Origin of the sequence: Bifidobacterium tissieri (assembly GCF_002259645.1) — a bacterium.
Lineage (GTDB): Bacteria > Actinomycetota > Actinomycetes > Actinomycetales > Bifidobacteriaceae > Galliscardovia > Galliscardovia tissieri.
Window position 1 is genome coordinate 1 of record NZ_MWWV01000003.1, and the last position, 16572, is coordinate 16572.

At 62.5% G+C, this 16572-nt stretch carries 14 protein-coding genes; 10 read left to right on the plus strand and 4 right to left on the minus strand.

The features are described 5' to 3' along the window. A partial coding sequence (locus tag BTIS_RS01695) for an integrase core domain-containing protein (protein ID WP_143248835.1) occupies nucleotides 1–610 on the plus strand: 610 nt, incomplete at its 5' end. Between the two features lie 645 nt (nucleotides 611–1255). Here BTIS_RS01695 and BTIS_RS01700 read toward each other — a convergent pair. Beyond that, a complete protein-coding gene (locus BTIS_RS01700; RefSeq protein WP_094662083.1) occupies nucleotides 1256–2035 on the minus strand; it encodes an SDR family oxidoreductase in 780 nt (259 codons plus the stop codon). A gap of 426 nt (nucleotides 2036–2461) precedes the next feature. Here BTIS_RS01700 and BTIS_RS11630 point away from each other — a divergent pair, with 426 nt between their 5' ends. Both BTIS_RS11630 and BTIS_RS01715 read left to right on the plus strand, forming a co-directional pair. Beyond that, entirely contained in the window at nucleotides 2462–4345 is a 1884-nt protein-coding gene (locus BTIS_RS11630) for an exonuclease SbcCD subunit D (protein ID WP_143248836.1), read from the plus strand. Further along, entirely contained in the window at nucleotides 4342–8103 is a 3762-nt protein-coding gene (locus tag BTIS_RS01715; RefSeq protein ID WP_094662085.1) for an AAA family ATPase, read from the plus strand. The genes BTIS_RS11630 and BTIS_RS01715 overlap by 4 nt, the downstream gene beginning before the upstream one ends. Nucleotides 8104–8208: 105 nt before the next feature. Here the strand turns inward: BTIS_RS01715 and BTIS_RS01720 are convergent, their stop codons facing one another. Further along, complete coding sequence (locus BTIS_RS01720; RefSeq protein ID WP_094662087.1) at nucleotides 8209–8808, minus strand: hypothetical protein; 600 nt, start codon at nucleotides 8806–8808, stop codon at nucleotides 8209–8211. A gap of 459 nt (nucleotides 8809–9267) precedes the next feature. Between BTIS_RS01720 and rpsF the strand changes: the two genes are divergently transcribed. From rpsF to rplI, 4 genes are all read left to right on the plus strand, one after another. After that, a complete protein-coding gene (gene rpsF / locus BTIS_RS01725) occupies nucleotides 9268–9564 on the plus strand; it encodes a 30S ribosomal protein S6 (RefSeq protein ID WP_094662089.1) in 297 nt (98 codons plus the stop codon). Between the two features lie 148 nt (nucleotides 9565–9712). Then, nucleotides 9713–10375 carry a single-stranded DNA-binding protein gene (locus BTIS_RS01730; RefSeq protein ID WP_094662091.1) on the plus strand — a complete coding sequence of 221 codons (663 nt, stop codon included), beginning with the start codon at nucleotides 9713–9715 and terminating at the stop codon, nucleotides 10373–10375. A 149-nt stretch (nucleotides 10376–10524) separates the two neighbouring features. Then, on the plus strand, nucleotides 10525–10773 hold the full coding sequence (gene rpsR, locus BTIS_RS01735; protein ID WP_043167349.1) for a 30S ribosomal protein S18: 249 nt from the start codon (nucleotides 10525–10527) through the stop codon (nucleotides 10771–10773). A gap of 20 nt (nucleotides 10774–10793) precedes the next feature. Next, nucleotides 10794–11246, plus strand: coding sequence for a 50S ribosomal protein L9 (gene rplI, locus BTIS_RS01740; RefSeq protein ID WP_094662093.1), 453 nt, complete (start codon nucleotides 10794–10796; stop codon nucleotides 11244–11246). Nucleotides 11247–11552: 306 nt separating this feature from the next. On the opposite strand, the gene BTIS_RS01745 is transcribed toward rplI, so the two are convergent. Beyond that, nucleotides 11553–11900 carry a tautomerase family protein gene (locus tag BTIS_RS01745; protein ID WP_094662095.1) on the minus strand — a complete coding sequence of 116 codons (348 nt, stop codon included), beginning with the start codon at nucleotides 11898–11900 and terminating at the stop codon, nucleotides 11553–11555. 185 nt (nucleotides 11901–12085) lie between these two features. Here BTIS_RS01745 and BTIS_RS01750 point away from each other — a divergent pair, with 185 nt between their 5' ends. Further along, nucleotides 12086–12643 carry a GtrA family protein gene (locus tag BTIS_RS01750; RefSeq protein ID WP_094662097.1) on the plus strand — a complete coding sequence of 186 codons (558 nt, stop codon included), beginning with the start codon at nucleotides 12086–12088 and terminating at the stop codon, nucleotides 12641–12643. 134 nt (nucleotides 12644–12777) lie between these two features. On the opposite strand, the gene BTIS_RS01755 is transcribed toward BTIS_RS01750, so the two are convergent. Further along, nucleotides 12778–14109 carry an MFS transporter gene (locus BTIS_RS01755; RefSeq protein ID WP_094662099.1) on the minus strand — a complete coding sequence of 444 codons (1332 nt, stop codon included), beginning with the start codon at nucleotides 14107–14109 and terminating at the stop codon, nucleotides 12778–12780. 646 nt (nucleotides 14110–14755) lie between these two features. Here BTIS_RS01755 and BTIS_RS01760 point away from each other — a divergent pair. Together BTIS_RS01760 and BTIS_RS01765 are read left to right on the plus strand one after the other, a co-directional pair. Further along, nucleotides 14756–15415 (plus strand): histidine phosphatase family protein, encoded by a 660-nt coding sequence (locus tag BTIS_RS01760; protein ID WP_094662101.1) that lies wholly within the window; start codon nucleotides 14756–14758, stop codon nucleotides 15413–15415. Nucleotides 15416–15515: 100 nt separating this feature from the next. Further along, complete coding sequence (locus tag BTIS_RS01765; RefSeq protein ID WP_094662103.1) at nucleotides 15516–16388, plus strand: hypothetical protein; 873 nt, start codon at nucleotides 15516–15518, stop codon at nucleotides 16386–16388. Nucleotides 16389–16572 lie beyond the last annotated feature (184 nt).

The window sequence follows — 16572 nt, forward strand, 5'->3', positions numbered from 1 at the left end:
CAGCCCCTACCATCCCCAGACCCAGGGCAAGATCGAACGCTGGCACCGCACCCTCAAGCAATGGCTCGCCGCCCGGCACCTCGCGCGCGGTCTCGACGAGCTCAACGCCCAGCTCGACGAGTTCCGCCGCGAGTACAACGAGGAACGCCCCCACCGGGCCCTGGGCCGCCGCACCCCCAAGGAGGCGTACGAGGCCAAGGGCAAGGCCGGCCCCGACCCCGAGATCGCCGCCCGCGAACAGGCCAGACGCGACGAGGAGGAACACCGCGAGGCCGAACGCGTGACGGCCCCGAGACGCAGGCCCGTCCCGGCCGCCGAACGCACGGAGCCCGAGCCCGTGGACGTGACCGTCCCGGCCCGCACGCACAAGACCGACCGACGCGGATGCGTCACCCAGCAGGGCGGCGTCGCTCCGCTGCGCCGCATCATCGTCAACATCGGCAGGGAGAACGCCGGCAGGACGGTGGAACTGGCCATCGACCACGGCATCGTCACCGTCACCGACACCGCCACCGGCGAGATCCTCGCCGACCAAAGACTCGACACCACACGCGAATACCAATACCGCAGGCCACCGGCGAACGACAACGATGCCCCAGGACAGCAGTAAAGCATGCCCCAGGACACCCCGTCAACCATGCCCCGAGACACCCGTCAACCATGCCCCGAGACAATACAAGGCGGATATGGCTCTCTGCTGACATCTAACTCCGCTTCGCTAGGTCTTCCCAAACGTAGACCTATCCGAGCATGAGCAAACATGGATATCTATATGCTCAAACCTATCCAGGGCACCCCGATTTTCGGGCATCGCCGTGAATGGTGTATTTTGCCGAGTGCCTAGCGAGGCGTGGTTAGATGTCTGCGGCAGGCTCAATCTGCCTAGCGAAGGGCACATAGGGCTTGTATGTAGGTAAAGCTGAGGAAATTAGAGCCGGGGGCGAGAGCTTCGCTGGGAAAAGAAAATGGGGCAGGGGCATTGAGTGGTCTGATCCGATTCGGGCCAGAGACCGGGGGCATGTTGTGTTCTGCGTGGCGGTTCATGAGTTCTTGGGACGAGGCATCGGGCGTGTGATGCGCAACAGATTTGAATGTCCGAACAGAATTTTCGGAGGCCTGCCCGCCGACCGGTGTGAGGAACAGGATCCGCGGGCGTCCGGATCGAACTCGTCCGGCGGTAACCCAGACCCTAGCCTGGACCCGGGCCGCCGCCGGACGAGTTATTGCAGGCCGCCCTAGCTCGGTGCCGCCCTCCTCACTGCTGGCGGTAGACCTTGGTGTAGGAGCCTTCGGCGCGCGGCCGCACCACGATCTGGTCCACGTCCACGGTGTCGGGCTGCTCAAGCGCCCAGCGCACGCATTCGGCGATGTCCTCTGCCGTGAGCGGATCGGGCACACCCGCATACACCGCCGCGGCCTTGGCCTCATCGCCGTGGAAGCGCTTGATGGCGAACTCATCGGTGTGCACCATGCCCGGCGCGATATCGATCACACGCACGGGCTCGCCGATCAGCTCAAGACGCAGCACGCGAGCCATCACCCGTTCCGCGAACTTCGACGCGCAATAGCCGGCTCCGCCCTCATACGGTTCGATGCCCGCAGTGGATGAGATCACCAGCACGCTGCCAGACGACTCCTTAAGCGCGGGCAGCAGCTTCTGCGTGATGCGCAGCGTCCCGAGCACATTGAGCTCATACATGGCACGCCAATCGTCCAGATTCGCCGTGGCGACCGGATCCTTGCCAATCGCGCCGCCCGCGCAGTTGACCAGCGCCTTCACCGGTCCCGCCGCCAGAATTCGGTCGACCGCGGACTGCGTGGATTCCTCGTTGGTGATGTCGGTGGCGATCGGCGTACAGCCGGTTTCCGAGGCGAGCGCGTCGAGCTTGCTTTCGCGGCGGGCGAGCGCGAACACCGTCCATCCTTCGGCGGTGAGCTTGCGGACCGTTGCGGCGCCGATGCCGCTGGACGCGCCCGTCACCACGGCGGTGCGTGCGGTGTTGGTTGCGTTGGTGAGTTCGGATTCCTGTGTCATTGCGGTCTCCTTCGGCAAGAGTTCCTTTGCGGGGGTTGCATTCGCTTCCGATTCTAGTGTTGCGAGGTTGCGATGCCGATATCCCCGTTGCAGTGAATGCGCCTAATCCCAATCAATGGGACCCGCATTGACGACGCGATCAGTGTCGCCGGAGCACCCTCGAATGAGGGGCCGGGCCGTTCTGGCGTGTGCCGATGTGCCCTATGCGTCCAATTCCTTCGATTACATGTCGATGCCCACGACTCTCCGTGTAACTACGTTAATTTTTGAAAAACTACGTAGAAATCAACGTTTTTTGTCGTACGATGAAAGAGCGCCGCGCGGCATCGCTGCACAATCTCACGATTGGATGTCGTGCGGTTGCTTTTGCATCATGCCGAGTTCTCACGCTGGCGAGGCTGCTTGCCGGCGGCTACTCTGAAATGTATGAGGATTCTCCATACTTCGGATTGGCATATCGGCCGGCGTTTCAAAGGGGTTGACCTTGTCGAATACCAGCGTCGGGCGCTTGACTGGCTGATCGACACCGTGCAGCGTGAGCATGTGGACGTGGTGTGTGTGTCCGGCGACGTATACGATTCGCCGATGCCATCCGCCGCGTCGGTTGATCTTCTGGATGATGCGCTGACACGTCTGACCTCGATCATTGACGATGAGGGACGCCCGGCGGTGGATGTGATCGTGACACCCGGAAACCATGATTCCGCGCGCAAACTCGGGTTTGGGGCGCGAATGATGCGCCCGAATCTGCACCTGCGCTGCGAGATCGCGCAGATTGCGGACCCGGTGATCGTGACACGTGGGGGAGCGGACGGCAGGGAAGATCGACTGGCCGTGTACGCGCTGCCGTACCTGGACCCGGACGTGGCGCGGCCCGCGCTGGAGAAACTGCTGGAGTACGAGAACGCCAAGGATTTCGCCCAGCTGGATTCCTGCGCTGTGTCTCAGGAGGATACTCGCCCCAAGGAGAAAGCCGAGCATGTGGGACGAGAGGATGGGGACAACCCGCGCAACTCTGGGGATAACCGAAACGCTAACGATGCCCCCGGGCGTTTCCGCCGCACCGATCCCGTCGATCCCGTCGATCACGGGGATGCGGACATCCGCAGCAACTCTGGGGATACCCCGGAGACAACGGATGACGTCGCCCCACGCCTGCGAATCCCGCGCTCGCATGAGGGCGTGATGACCGCCGCAATGCGATTGATCCGCATGGATCTGCAGCGTCGCCGGCAGCAGGCAGAAGCCGAAGGCGTATCATTCCACGCGGTGCTCATGGCCCATGCCTTCGTTTCGGGCGCGGCCCCCAGCGATTCGGAGCGCAACATCACCATCGGCGGCGTGGACAGCGTGCCGGCCGCGGTGTTCTCGAACAGCGGTCTGGATTATCTCGCGCTCGGCCACTTGCACCGCGCCCAGCAGGTGCGTATCCCCTCCGGCAGCGCCGTCGTTCCTGATGGACTCGATGATGACCGAGATTCGACGAACACAGAAAATGAGAAGACTTCGATTGCCGCTCATGTCGCGAACCCCAATGCATCCAAGTCCGGCGATCCCGCCGACCTCGTACCCATTGAGCCGCACAAGTCCATCGGGTCTGTCACGGCTCCGCAGCGCGCCAAGACCTCGATGTTCAAGAGCGGAAATTCCGCTCCGCCTCTCGCCCGGTATTCGGGATCCCTGCTCGCGTACTCGTTCTCCGAAGCATGTACGCCACCGGTCGTGGGCAACGGGAAAAGCGTGGTGATCGTTGACATGCCGGAACCGTCCGACACGCCAGTCCGTCCGTCCCTACGCACAATCCCCGTGGAATCAGCCCAGCCCGCGCTGGTCCGACTTGCCGGCTCGCCCGAGGAACTGCTCGGCGATCTCGCCGAATCGCACCGCCACGACTGGGTGTCACTCACCGTGGTATCCGACACCTACCCGCACGGCATGTATCAGAAACTCGACGCCGCGTACGAGCACGCGTTGGAAAAGAACTTCAAGATCACGCAACGATCCGCCGGAACCGCCGACTCCGCAAATGGCAGCGGACCGGATCGCGCGATGGCTAATCTCCACGAGACTCGCAGCGAACTCGACGTGCTCACAGGGTTCGTTCGCTACACGCTGGGCCGCGAGCCGAATGACGGTGAGATCGCCGTGCTGCGCGACGCCGTGGAACGCGTACATGCCACCGACGATGAGAAAGCCGATACGACTACGTCAACGGCAGCCACAACACTCGGCGCGCCCGCGCCCGTCGCAACCGACACCGCGACCGTCGAAACCGCTACGCCAGCGAACAGGAAAGGAGCCCGCGCATGAGACTGATCGGCATGCGTTTCCAAGGCATTGGCCCGTACGAAAAGGAATACTCCATCGATTTCGCGGCGCTCAACCGGTCTCGTATGTTTCTGATCGAAGGCGAGACCGGAGCCGGCAAATCCACGATCCTCGACTGCATCAGCTTCGCGCTGTACGGCGACGTGTCGGCGGACGTGGCCAGCAAGGACCGTCTGCGCTCGCGATTCCTCGGCACCGAGCAGACGCCGTCGTATGTGGATCTGATCTTTGAGCTCAACGACGCGTTCTATCGTGTGCGCCGCGAGCCGGCCTATGAGCGTCGCAAGCGTCGCGGCGAAGGCACGACGGCGGTGAATCCCAAGGGCCTGCTGTGGCAAGTGGATGACGGGATCGCTGCGCTGCTGCCGGCCGGATGGGGGTCGGATGATCGCAGTGATCATGACGTCGATAGTTCCAATCAGATCGTGGATGATTCCGATCAGGTTGCGCTTGATGGCACCGCCACGCGATATTTCGAGTACGCCGACGACGCCGATCACGCCAAGGTCCTAGCGAGTCAGGCGCGCGACACCGGCACGGAGATCCTGCGGTTGCTGCATTTGTCGCGCGACCAGTTCTCCAAGACCGTAATGCTTGCGCAGGGCCAGTTCTCCAGTTTCCTGCGGTGCAAGCCGGAGGAACGTACGCAGCTGGTCAAGAGTCTGTTCGAGGCGGATGTATACGAGTCGATTCAGAAAACGCTCGATGAGATGCGGAAAACACAATCCGATCAGGTGGCCGCGCAACGTCGTGATGTGGTGAGTGCGGTCCGCGATGCGCGCACCAACGCTGAAGAGATCGAACGACGTGGTGATGAGATACGTGATGCTGGCCAAAACGTTGTGAATCAGGATTCGGATTCGATTGATAAAACCGCCGATGGTCATGATGATGAACGCGATGCCGGTGAGGATGCCTGGGATGTCAACGATGTCAATGCACCCGAGGTTGTGAAGGACAACCCCGACCCCCTTTCCGTTATCAAGGCGAACTGGTGCCTGGACGAGCGCGGGGATCTGGCCGAACCGGCCCTGAGCCCGTCGGACATCGCAGCCGCGCTCGACGACCATTTGGCCGCTGCCGAAACCGCGGCGGCGCATTTGCTCGCCCACAGCCACGACGCATTAACGGCATCGTCCACGCGACTCGACGACGAGCAGCGAAAACTCGACGCCATGCGACAGCTGTCGGCAGCTGACACGGCGTATCGGACCGCGATCGGTCAACGTGACGAACTGGAACAGCGTCGGCCCGACGTCGACGACATCCGTGAACGATTGCAGAAATCCGCGGCGGCGGAGCCCGTGGCGCGTGCGCAGCGCGAATGCGAGGCTGTGCAGAATCGTCGTGCGCGGACCGATGCCGCATTGCGTGCCACCAACGAGGAATTGGCCGCATGCGAGTCCGCGGAGGCGTTGACCGCATCGCGTGACAAGGCAAATGCCGTGGCCGCCGGACGACCCGCCGCCGAAGCCGCGTTGCGCGCCGCGCAGGAGTTGGAATCCCGTGCCGCTTCGGCCCGTGCCTCGTGGAAGAAGGCCGAGCGTGCCGATAGTCAGGCGCGATCGCAGGCCGCGGCGACGGATGCGGCCCGTGACGCATTGTCTGCGTTGGAACGAGAGCATAGCGAGTCGGATCTGCGGCAACAACTGGAGGATGTAATCCGTCATGAAGCGGCGCGGCCCGGTCTGCAGGACCGCTTGCAGGCTGCGCGAACCGTGCTCGATCACGCGCGCAAACGACAGGCCGAGGAATCGTCTCTGGAACAACTGCAAGCCGCTGTCGACCAGGCGTTGCGGAACCAGCGGCATGCGGACGACGAGTACGAGCAGGCTCGGCGTGCGTTTTTCGCCGCGGGGGCCGCGCGGCTGGCCGGGGAACTCGTCGACGGGTGCCCGTGCCCGGTGTGCGGCAGCGTGGAACATCCGCATCCGGCCGCCACACCATCGGATGCCGTTGCTCTGCCGGATGATGCCACTGACAATGTGGTCGCCGCTCCCGACGAGAACCGTCTGAACGCGCTCGATCAGTCCGCCCGTCAGGCCGCGCAGCAGGTGATCGCAGCCAATGCCGCCGTCGACCTGTGCAAGGCGCGCATCGCCTCGGAAACCGAGCAGTCCCAAGGGCTGAGCGTCGAGGATGCCGAGGCTGCGGTGGCTCAGGTGCGCAAGGAATTGGACGAAGTACGCGCACTTGGCAAGACGCGGGACCAGCTGAACGCGCAGCTGCAGGCGTTGCACGATGCCGTCAAACAGGTCGACGACTGCGTTCGCCGGTTGGACGTGGCCCAGGCCGAAGCGTCCGGTGCGCTGGAGTTGGTGCGTGCCGCCGTGGAATCGTGCGTGGCGTCCGTTGGCCTGCCCAAATCCGTCGTCGATTCGGATGACGCGATTGATCCCGTCAGTGATGCCAGCGATTCCACTGATTCCAAGGATTCCGCTGATGAACTGGCCGCGCTCGCCGCACGCATCGACGCCGTCGAAACCCGCGCATCCGACGACGAACGAGCCGCGAACGACGCCATCGCCGTGTGCGATCGTGCGTCTCGTGAAGTCGCGCGCATCGACCGGGATATCGCGCAGCGGACCGCATTGGAACAGCGGATCGGCGAGGTCGCGGCCGCACTGCAGGAGATCGACCGACAGCTTGCCGCAATACAGGAGACCCGCGATCAGGCGTTGTCACACAGCGGATTCGAAACCGTCGAAGCGGCTCTGAACGCCGAACTCGACGCCAAGGAAACACAACGATTGCAGTCCGCGGTCGAACGATTCGATCGTGACGATCACGCGACCCAATCCGAACTGCAACGCACACTGACCGCGTTGCAAGCGCTGCTGGAGTCGGACATCGTGCGGCTGACGTTGGGAGCATCGGGCGTGGAAGTGCCGACTGTGGAAATGCCGACTGAAGTATCGATCGAGGAGCCAGCAGGCGTGGGAACAACGTCCTCGTCCACATTCACGCCCACGCCAGACGGTCTCGAATTGCTTCCCGATACCGATCATCTGCACGCGATCATCCGCACTCTCGAATCATCCGTACGCCAGGCCGAATCCGAACGCGACGCTGCCATCCGCACGGAGGAACAGGTCAAGACACTCGACGCGGAACGTATGCGAACCGCGGAAACACTGCGAACGGCGGTCCGCACATGGTCCGACTCGTCAACCCGATTCGCGCCCATCCGCGACATGGCCCTGCTCGCCGGCGGGCGTGCAGGATCGCTCGCGACCGGCACCGCAAACGAAGGCCTCTCCCTCGTCACCTACGCCGTCACCGAACGCTTCCGCGACGTGCTCGCCCGCGCCAACGAGATCCTCGGCGACATCAAAGGCGGTGTATACGAACTGCGACTTGGCGCGCACGAGGGACGCACCTCCAAAACCGGTCTGCCGATCGAGGTGTTCGACCGTCGCAGTGATCTCACCTGCGAAGCGACCACACTGTCCGGCGGCGAAACGTTCTTCGTGTCGCTCGCGCTTGCGTTGGCGCTCGCCGACATCATTCAGGCCGAGAACGGCGGCATTTCGATGGACACGTTGTTCATCGACGAGGGCTTCGGCACGCTGTCCGAGGAGTATCTCGACGATGTGCTCGACGTGCTGCGACGGATGAGTCGGCATCGTGACATCGGCGTGATCTCGCACGTCGGGCAGCTCAAGGATCAGATCGCCGAGCGGATCAGCGTGACCCGCATCAACGAGGACTCCGCCAGCCGCATCACCGTCACGGTGTGAGATGGGTGCGAGGCGTGGCTGGCGGGAATTACGCGATCGGGTGGTTGCGCGATCGGGTGGTTTCCCAGTTGGGTGGTTGCCCAGTTAGGTGATCAGTCCGGGTGCTTAGCCGAAGAAGCGGCCGAACAGCGAGCTGGCTGCGTCGCCGAGCGAGCTCTGCGCCTGGTCTGCCACGCCGGACAGGTTGCCCGCGGCGTCGCCGAGCGTGCCGCCCAGATCGCCCGTCGCACCCTGCAGCGTACCGCCCAGATCGCTGCCGGCTGCAGCCAGGCCGTCAAGCGCGCCGCTGAAGTTGCCGCTGGTCACGCTCTCCCAGGCACCCTGCGCGGCATCGCCCAGTCCGGAGCCGGCCAGATCGCCCAATGCGGCCTGTCCTGCATCGGCAACGCCGGCACCGGCATCTGCCAGACCGGCGCCGGCATCGGCCAGGCCGGCACCTGCGACGTCGGCGAACCCGGCCGTGGCGTCCTGTGCGACCGTACCCAGATCGCCGGCAGCGCCCGTCAGCCCGTCAACGGCGTCCTGTCCGTAGGCACCCAGATCGCCGGCCGCTCCGGTCACGGCTCCCGCAGCATCCTGTGCCGCGGCGGTGCCGTCGCCCAGCACCGATCCCACCACGTCCGACAGTCCCGTGTTCTCGGCCACCTGCCCGAGCAGATCGCCGGCGCCGTTCGACAGTGCATCCTTAAGAAATCCGAATACCATGATGTCCCCCTTCTTGTCCGTTATCCATGTTCGTTTGTGCGTGGCGTGACTGCGAATGACAAGCCGCGTCGCGCGTGCATCGCACAACTTCCGTTGTGGTCGTGTTGTGGATTCTGTTGTGATTCTGGTTTGGTTGCGATCATTCCACGCAGATCGGCATCGTTCGTGGCCGCTCTGTCACGTTAGAACGACATTTCTGCATGATCTGTTGAAATAACGACTGATATCCAGATAAACCGATCCGGCTGGGAATCTGCTGAAAATGTAAGGAAGATTACAGCCTTGGTCGTCTTTTTTGGTCGATTTGCGGCCGCCTGTCGGTTTCCTGGCCGTATGTCGAACGTCTATTGGCCGAAGTCCGTGGGGGAGTGTAGATTACGAGAGTTGCCCATTTTGGGCACGCGCTTACACACTCCTGCCATGGACCGTCCATGGCCTTTAGTCCGAAGGAGGTGGGTGATGTCTGCGCACAAGTATGAACTGATGCTCATTGCCGATCCCGAGCTGGATGAACGAGCACTGAAGAAGCTCACCGAGCAGTTCCTCACGGTTGTCACCGATGAGAAGGGCACCATCGACAGCACCGATTACTGGGGCCGTCGCAAGCTGGCTTACGAGATCGCCGGCAAGACCGAAGGCAACTACGCTGTCATCGAGTACACCGCCGAACCGGCCACCAGCGCCGAGCTCGACCGTCTGCTCAACCTCAACGAGTCCATCATCCGTACGAAGATTCTTCGTAAGGACGCCAAGTGATCCTTCGGGCCTGACCCGAAAATCACTTCCCCGTCTACCACGTCTAGAACACCTAGAGCTTAGAACGACACAGTACGATTCCCGGCCGAACCCGAACTCAACGGTCGCATGACCGAAGCCGAGGTGCGGCGGACAGGAAGGCAGAATCATGGCAGGAGATACCGTCATCACGGTCGTGGGCAACCTCACGGCCGATCCTGAACTGCGTACCATCCCGAGTGGTGCCACGGTGGCGAACTTCACCATCGCCTCCACCCCCCGTACCTACAACAGGCAGTCGGGTCAGTGGGAGGACGGCGAAGCGCTGTTCCTCCGCTGCTCGGCATGGGATTCGAACTACAACCCGATCGCTTCCAACATTCAGGCGTCGCTGGCCAAGGGCATGCGCGTGATCGCGCAGGGCCGTCTGACCCAGCGTTCCTACACCGCGAACGACGGCAGCAGCCGTACCGTGGTGGAGCTCCGCGTGGATGAGATCGGTCCCGCACTGTCGCGCAATACCGCACAGGTGACCCGCAACAACAACGGAGGCAACGGCGGCTACCAGGGCGCAGGCCAAGGTGGCGGATTCGCCGGTGCTCCGCGCAACAACGCGGCTTCCTCGCAGGGAGGCTACCAGGGCGGGTACTCCGGAGGATACTCGGGAGGCTATCAGGGCGGCGGTGCCGCTCAGGCCGCTCCCGCAGCTCCGCAGTCCGCGCCGGCCCCCGCGGCCGATCCGTGGTCGAGCGGTGCCGACGCCTCGGATTCGTATGGTTCGTTTGGTGCCACCAACGACTTCGGTGGCGGAGACGACGAGCCGGAGTTCTAACGCTTACCATCGTCATTTCGTCGTCGTTCCGAGGCATGGCAGGGGCCATGGTTGTCGGCGACGAACAGACATGACGAACACCAGACACATGGTCTGACTCAGTCAGACAACCAGTCAAAGACATCAGTCGTAATTTGTAAGGAGTGCATATGTCACGCAAGAGGCCGCAGCCGCCGGTGAAGCCGTTCAAGAAGAAGCCGAATCCGCTGAAGGCTGCCAAGGTTACCGAGATCGATTACAAGGACGTGGCTCTGCTGCGCAAGTTCATCTCCGATCGCGGCAAGATCCGTTCCCGCCGTATCACCGGCGTCACCGTCCAGGAGCAGCGTGATCTCGCCAAGGCCATCAAGAACGCCCGCGAGATGGCTCTGCTGCCGTACGCCACTTCCGGCCGCTGATAGCTGATAGGAGATTCGCAATGGCTAAGGATACCAAGGTTATTCTCACCACCACCGTTAGCAACCTGGGCCACTCCGGCGATGTCGTCGAGGTGAAGCCGGGCTACGCTCGCAACTACCTGATCCCGCAGGGCCTCGCCTTCGCGTGGAGCAAGGGTGCCGCCGCTCAGATCGAGCAGATGCAGCGCGCTCGTCGTGCCGCCGCTCTCGCCACCCGCGAGGACGCCGTGGCCGCCAAGAACGCCATCGAAGGCACCGTCATCGAGATCGCCGCCAAGGTCTCTGAGTCCGGTAAGCTATTCGGTGCCATCTCCACCAAGCATGTCGCTCAGGAGCTGTCCGCCAAGGGCACCGCCGTCGAGGCCAAGGACATCACCGTGGAGAACATCAAGACCACCGGCGATTTCGCCGCCACGGTCCAGCTCCACCCGGAGATCGCCGCCAACTTCACCATCAAGGTGGTCGCCGCCTGATTGCATTCCGCGCGAATGGCCGCACGGCCAGCGTAGGAATGGCGTCAGTCGATCGACCGACCCGAGCTTAAGCCCAAGGGGGCTCGCAGGTTTCATACCTGCGAGCCCCCTTTTCGTTATGCTGCTAGGTTTTTCGCGTTTCGCGCCGTCGCGAGCGCGATGTCTGAGCGCGAGACGCCCCAGGAGTTCAACCTTAGAAATTACGGCCAGACCATCCCCCGACGGCGTGAATCGTACAGTCCGGTGGACTGTACGTAGCCGTCGCGAGCGCGATGTACGAGCGCGAGACGCCCCAGAGGTGCGACCTCAGAAATTGCGGCCAGACCAACCCCAGTCCGTCGTCGCCGTGTACCGGATGTACACACGGTTGGATGCGATGCCGAGGACATCCTCCAACGCGGCGTCGATCTGACGGGTGAGCTCCTCCCAGCTTTCGCGCGGCACGGAGCTGCCGAACACGTTCACCTCCACGTAGGCGGCGGGCTTGCCGTCCTCGCCGCCGAAGTAGATCGGCATGTTGTCTTCGAACGGGCACATGAGCCAACCTTCGGACTTGCCGGGAACGGCGGAGATGGCCTTGCCGTACGCGGTTTTGAGGGCTTCGCGCTGCTCGCGGTTGGTGTTGACACTGACATGGGTGTGAATGACGGGCATGATCGCTCCTTTTCTCCGGCCATCTGCCGACCGGTCGTTCATTTTCCAGCGTAGTCTCCCCGCTGGGCGTTCGCTTATGATCCGGAATGATCGCTTCTGTGATTCCGGCATCAAAACGTAAAGATCGGGGAGGGGTTTGCGGCCCCCCGTACTTGAGGTCAGAGCGCTTGAGTTAAATAGTGCGAGTGAGAAAACTGATTGAACAGCTTATGAAATTCGGCATCGTGGGTGTCGTCGCCTTTGTCATCGACTGGGGCATTCTGAACCTTCTGGTTATCTTCCTTCATATGCCCAACGTGGTGGCCGCCACCATTTCCTTCATCATCTCGTTGATTTTCAACTATTTGGCCAGTATGAAGTTCGTCTTCAAGCATCGCGAAGATATGGCGCGCTGGATGGAGATGACCATTTTCGTCGTGTCCGCGGTGATCGGTCTGCTGATCAACGATCTGATCATCTGGATGTCCACGTCCATGCTGCCGGCTGACGCGATTCATACGGATCATGGCCGGTACGTGCTGTACACGAACATCGGCAAGCTGATTGCCACGGTTGTGGTTGCCGTATGGAACTTCGTGATCCGTAAGTGGCTGCTCGACGATACGCATACCAACGCGATGAATCGTCTGCGTTCGGGAGATCACAAGCTTACGCCCGAGGAGCTGGAGGCCAAGCGCGAGAAGAGTTTCTCGCACCGCCTCGGCATGTGGTCGATCAAGCACGCCCCGTTCGGCTGGAAGTAGCCACTTCCGTCTACAGCCGCTTGAGCGCCTTAACTGCATATTCGGTGCCTGTCCGACGCATCCACGCGTCAGACAGGCACCGAATCGTATATGGCGTGCTTCTTCGCCTCAGAGATGCGTCGAATAAGCACCGATCACACGTGCACTTCGGCGAGGATCGGCGTTTCGGTGCTCGACTTGATCTGCTTGAAGCCCACGAACGCGATCACCAGTGACGCCAGCGCCAGCACGGTCACCGTCATGAATCCGCCGTGCGATCCGTAGCGGTCGATGAACTGACCGGCTACCGCGGAACCGAACGAAGCGCCGATCGAGTTCATGGCGCCCATCCAGGCCACGCCTTCGGTGAAGCGCGACGGCGGCACCAGATGCAACATGATCTGATTGCCGTTGATCCACGTGGGTGCCTGACACACGCCGCACAGCAGGTAGATGATCATGATCACCCACAGATGGTTGGCAAACACGAAGCAGCTGATGCCGATGTTCACCACCGCGAGGCAGAAGTAGAAGCGCTTCCACAGCGGGATCGTCCAGTTCTTCGCACCATACACCACTGCGCCGCACAGCGAGCTGAACGAGAAGCATGCGAACACGAATCCCGTGAACTGGGCCATGTCCTGCTCCTTGGCGAACGCGATGATCGAGATGGCGGTGGCGCTCTGGAACGCGCCGAGACCGAACCAGGTGACGCATACGGCGATCAGACCCGGTCCCCAGATCGAATCCTTGGCCTTGTCCGAGTCGCCGCCCTGAATGGCCACCGCGCGTGCCGCCTCCCGGGCGCGATACTCCTTACGTGTGAGCCCGGCTGCGCGCGCCAGCTGCGTCTGCGACGGCGGCTCGGTGGACAGCTCGGTGAGGAACATGAGCGCGCCGACCAGCACGCACACGCCGGTGAACGAGAACGCGAGCACGCCGGAGATCACGGCGAGAATGGAGGCGAGCGGGTTGCCGATCACCCACATGCATTCGTCGAACACGCCGGACAGCGACAACGCGCGATTGATCTTCTCGCTATCCCCTTTGAGCTGATGCGTCCAGCGGGCGCGGCTCATGGCACCCCACGGTGGGATGCACGCGAGGAACGGCGTGATGCAGTACAGGATCCATTCGGGTACGCGATGCGTGATGCACGTGACGAGCGCAATGGCCGAGATCATCCACAGGATGATCGTGGGGATGGAGATCTGCCGCTGGCCGAACTTGTCGGTGAGCTTGCCGAGCAGCGGCGTGAGAATCGCGAGCGCGATGGCCTGCACGGCGGTGAGCGCGCCGGCAAGTCCGTAGCTGCCGTAGTAGGTCTGCACGGAGATGGTGATGGTCATGCCGACCATGGGGAACGGCATGCAGGCGATGACCGAGCCGATGGCGTATCGCGCGGAGTGCGGCATGCGAAGGAGCTCAGCATAGCCGCCGAATACACGATGGTTGACGTCTTTGATCGCTTGGATGAATGATGACATGCTTCGCTTCTCCTCCTTTGGTTGCTCGTGGTGGCTGCCGCTTCGATGCGTCGGCCGGGGCGCGGTCCGCTTCGGCCGTGGTCCCCGCCACCCGTGACAGGTGTGTGGATGATTTCGATTATTGTTGTGCTGGTTCTGCCGGCGCATTCGTTTCGTCTCGTCTGCGTCGCGCCTATATGCGCACAGCCGGTGGTTACGGCTGTTTGCGCACTGCCGTTGGCCCGGCCGTCTGTGTACTAACCGTTTGGTTAGTGCTTGCAAACTTGGACTAGCCTATACCCTTCCCGGACCTCGACACGCAGCATTCGTCCGGAAACCACATGAATTTTGCGTGACATTCCCGCCGTCTCCGCGGCGGTTCCATGTCTGGTTCCCGGTACGACTGTCCTGTGATCCCGTGAGGTTCGCCTCCCGATTTTCCTTCCGTCTCCCGCCCGATTCCCACGCGGGTAGACTGGATGCCAGCAATAATGGCGTTCGCCACGACAGCCCGTTTCGGATGATCCGAACTGGACAGTCCAACAGTCCGTCCCGTACGATCCGCTTCGGCCAACGATCCGCTTCGGTCAAGGTCGGCAGACATGTGACGAACGGATCCGAAACCGCGAACCGAACGCAGAACCGAACAAAAGGAGCTTCATCGACGATGCCCGCAACCACCATCCATCTGGTCCGTCACGGCGAGGTGTTCAACCCGAACCACGTGCTGTACGAACGCCTTCCCGACTTCCACCTGTCCACGCGCGGCGTGCGCATGGCCCAGGCCACGGCCCGATACATCGCCGCCCATTCCGGACTCAACCATGCGGCGGCCATCTACTCGTCGCCGCTCGACCGCACGCGGGAAACCGCCGGCGAGATCCTCAAGGCGCTCAACTCCGTACGCGAGGAACGAGGCGAACAGCCACTCGAACTCTCCACCGACGAGCGCGTGATCGAGGCCGGCAACGAATTCCGCGGCAAGCGCATTGGCCACGGCGACGGTGCGCTGTGGCGTCCGGAGAACCTGCGTCTGATCCGCAACCTGCACAAGCCGTCGTGGGGCGAGACCTACGAGCACATCGGCCAGCGCATGAGCGACTTCGTGTACGAGAAGGTGGACGAATATCCGGGCGAACAGGTGATCGTGGTCAGCCATGAATCGCCGATCTACTCGTTCCGCCACCTCATGGAAACCGGCAACGCCGAGCACTGGATGTGGAAGCGTCACACCGCGCTCGCGTCGGTCACGTCGTTCACCTTCGATTCGGATACGCGCGAACTGCTCGCCATCGCATACGCCGACCCGGCCGCCGGCGTGCAGTGATGTGATCGTCAACGTGATCTTGGTCACGAAAACCGGCTGAACGTGAGCCAACTTGACGAAAACGTCCCGTTTTCTCCGTCAGCACGACCATACTGAAGATATGAGCACTACTGCATGGATTTCTTCCGTGGCCGCACTGAAGCAGCTGCCGGCCACCACTGCTGCCATCGAAGTCGGCAAGGAACTGACTGATCTGTGGCCTCTGCACGATCATGTGCAGATCGACAACGACGTGAAATACGCCGAAACCTTCCAGGTCCGTATCACCCGCCAGTTCGCCATCGCGCTTACCGGCGATGACGTGACCATGCCCGACGCCGAATACGTGTACGAGGGTGCCGACGAGATCCCCGGCCGTCCGCAGAGCCTGGTCGACGCGCTGCTGAACGCCAACGACGCGTACGACACGTCCGTCGACTTCTCCGAGGACTGCGACGTTGAGCGTATCGTGGAATCCGCGTCCCAGCTCGGCGACGTGTGGGATGACGCCACCGTGGCCGCCGCGCGCGAGATCATCGTCGCCGCTGCCGACGCCGGCAAGGCGCTGGACGTCGCCGATCTGCCCGGTCGTTACGCGCTGGGTGCCGCCGCGTTCGCGGACGTGCTCGCGCTCACCGGCGAGACCGCTGACGAGAGCTCCGCGCTCAAGGCGACCCTGCCCGCCGTGCTGTACTTCAACGAGTTCGACGAATGGCTGGGCGTGCCGCGCGTGTTCCTCGATCTGGACACCGTGAAGCAGCTGCGTGAGATCGCCATCGCCGGTCCGGACAACGACGGCGCCGCGAAGTTCATCGACGTGCTCGCCGGTCCGGCCGAAGCCGAATGGCGCAAGCATCGCGAAGACGTGCTGTGGGATCCGGCCGAGGCCAAGAAGAAGGCGCGCGAGGAGGACGAGGCCAAGAGCAAGGCCGCGCTCGCCGCGAAGTTCGCCCACATCAAGGACGATCCCAGCAAGGAGACCGTGGAGCCGTAACCGGGCATGTAGCCGGGTAGTCGGGTAGCCGGGAATGGCTTGGCGAGAGACGGTCGGCGGCTTGGGTGTAGCGACCTGAACAGACTGAGGGGCGTGAACGAATCCATCCACATGGATGATTCATTCACGCCCCTCAGTGCGTGTGCCGTGCGTGTATCGGCGTGTTCCCGTCTGCTCAGACTGT

What these genes read in the sequence shown, in the direction of transcription:
- BTIS_RS01720 (WP_094662087.1), bottom strand. Translation starts at nt 8,808, where the DNA reads ATGGTATTCGGATTTCTTAAGGATGCACTGTCGAACGGCGCCGGCGAT.
- BTIS_RS01760 (WP_094662101.1), top strand. Translation starts at nt 14,756, where the DNA reads ATGCCCGCAACCACCATCCATCTGGTCCGTCACGGCGAGGTGTTCAAC.
- rpsR (WP_043167349.1), top strand. Translation starts at nt 10,525, where the DNA reads ATGTCACGCAAGAGGCCGCAGCCGCCGGTGAAGCCGTTCAAGAAGAAG.
- BTIS_RS01730 (WP_094662091.1), top strand. Translation starts at nt 9,713, where the DNA reads ATGGCAGGAGATACCGTCATCACGGTCGTGGGCAACCTCACGGCCGAT.
- BTIS_RS01755 (WP_094662099.1), bottom strand. Translation starts at nt 14,109, where the DNA reads ATGTCATCATTCATCCAAGCGATCAAAGACGTCAACCATCGTGTATTC.
- BTIS_RS11630 (WP_143248836.1), top strand. Translation starts at nt 2,462, where the DNA reads ATGAGGATTCTCCATACTTCGGATTGGCATATCGGCCGGCGTTTCAAA.
- rpsF (WP_094662089.1), top strand. Translation starts at nt 9,268, where the DNA reads ATGTCTGCGCACAAGTATGAACTGATGCTCATTGCCGATCCCGAGCTG.
- BTIS_RS01715 (WP_094662085.1), top strand. Translation starts at nt 4,342, where the DNA reads ATGAGACTGATCGGCATGCGTTTCCAAGGCATTGGCCCGTACGAAAAG.
- rplI (WP_094662093.1), top strand. Translation starts at nt 10,794, where the DNA reads ATGGCTAAGGATACCAAGGTTATTCTCACCACCACCGTTAGCAACCTG.
- BTIS_RS01700 (WP_094662083.1), bottom strand. Translation starts at nt 2,035, where the DNA reads ATGACACAGGAATCCGAACTCACCAACGCAACCAACACCGCACGCACC.
- BTIS_RS01745 (WP_094662095.1), bottom strand. Translation starts at nt 11,900, where the DNA reads ATGCCCGTCATTCACACCCATGTCAGTGTCAACACCAACCGCGAGCAG.
- BTIS_RS01765 (WP_094662103.1), top strand. Translation starts at nt 15,516, where the DNA reads ATGAGCACTACTGCATGGATTTCTTCCGTGGCCGCACTGAAGCAGCTG.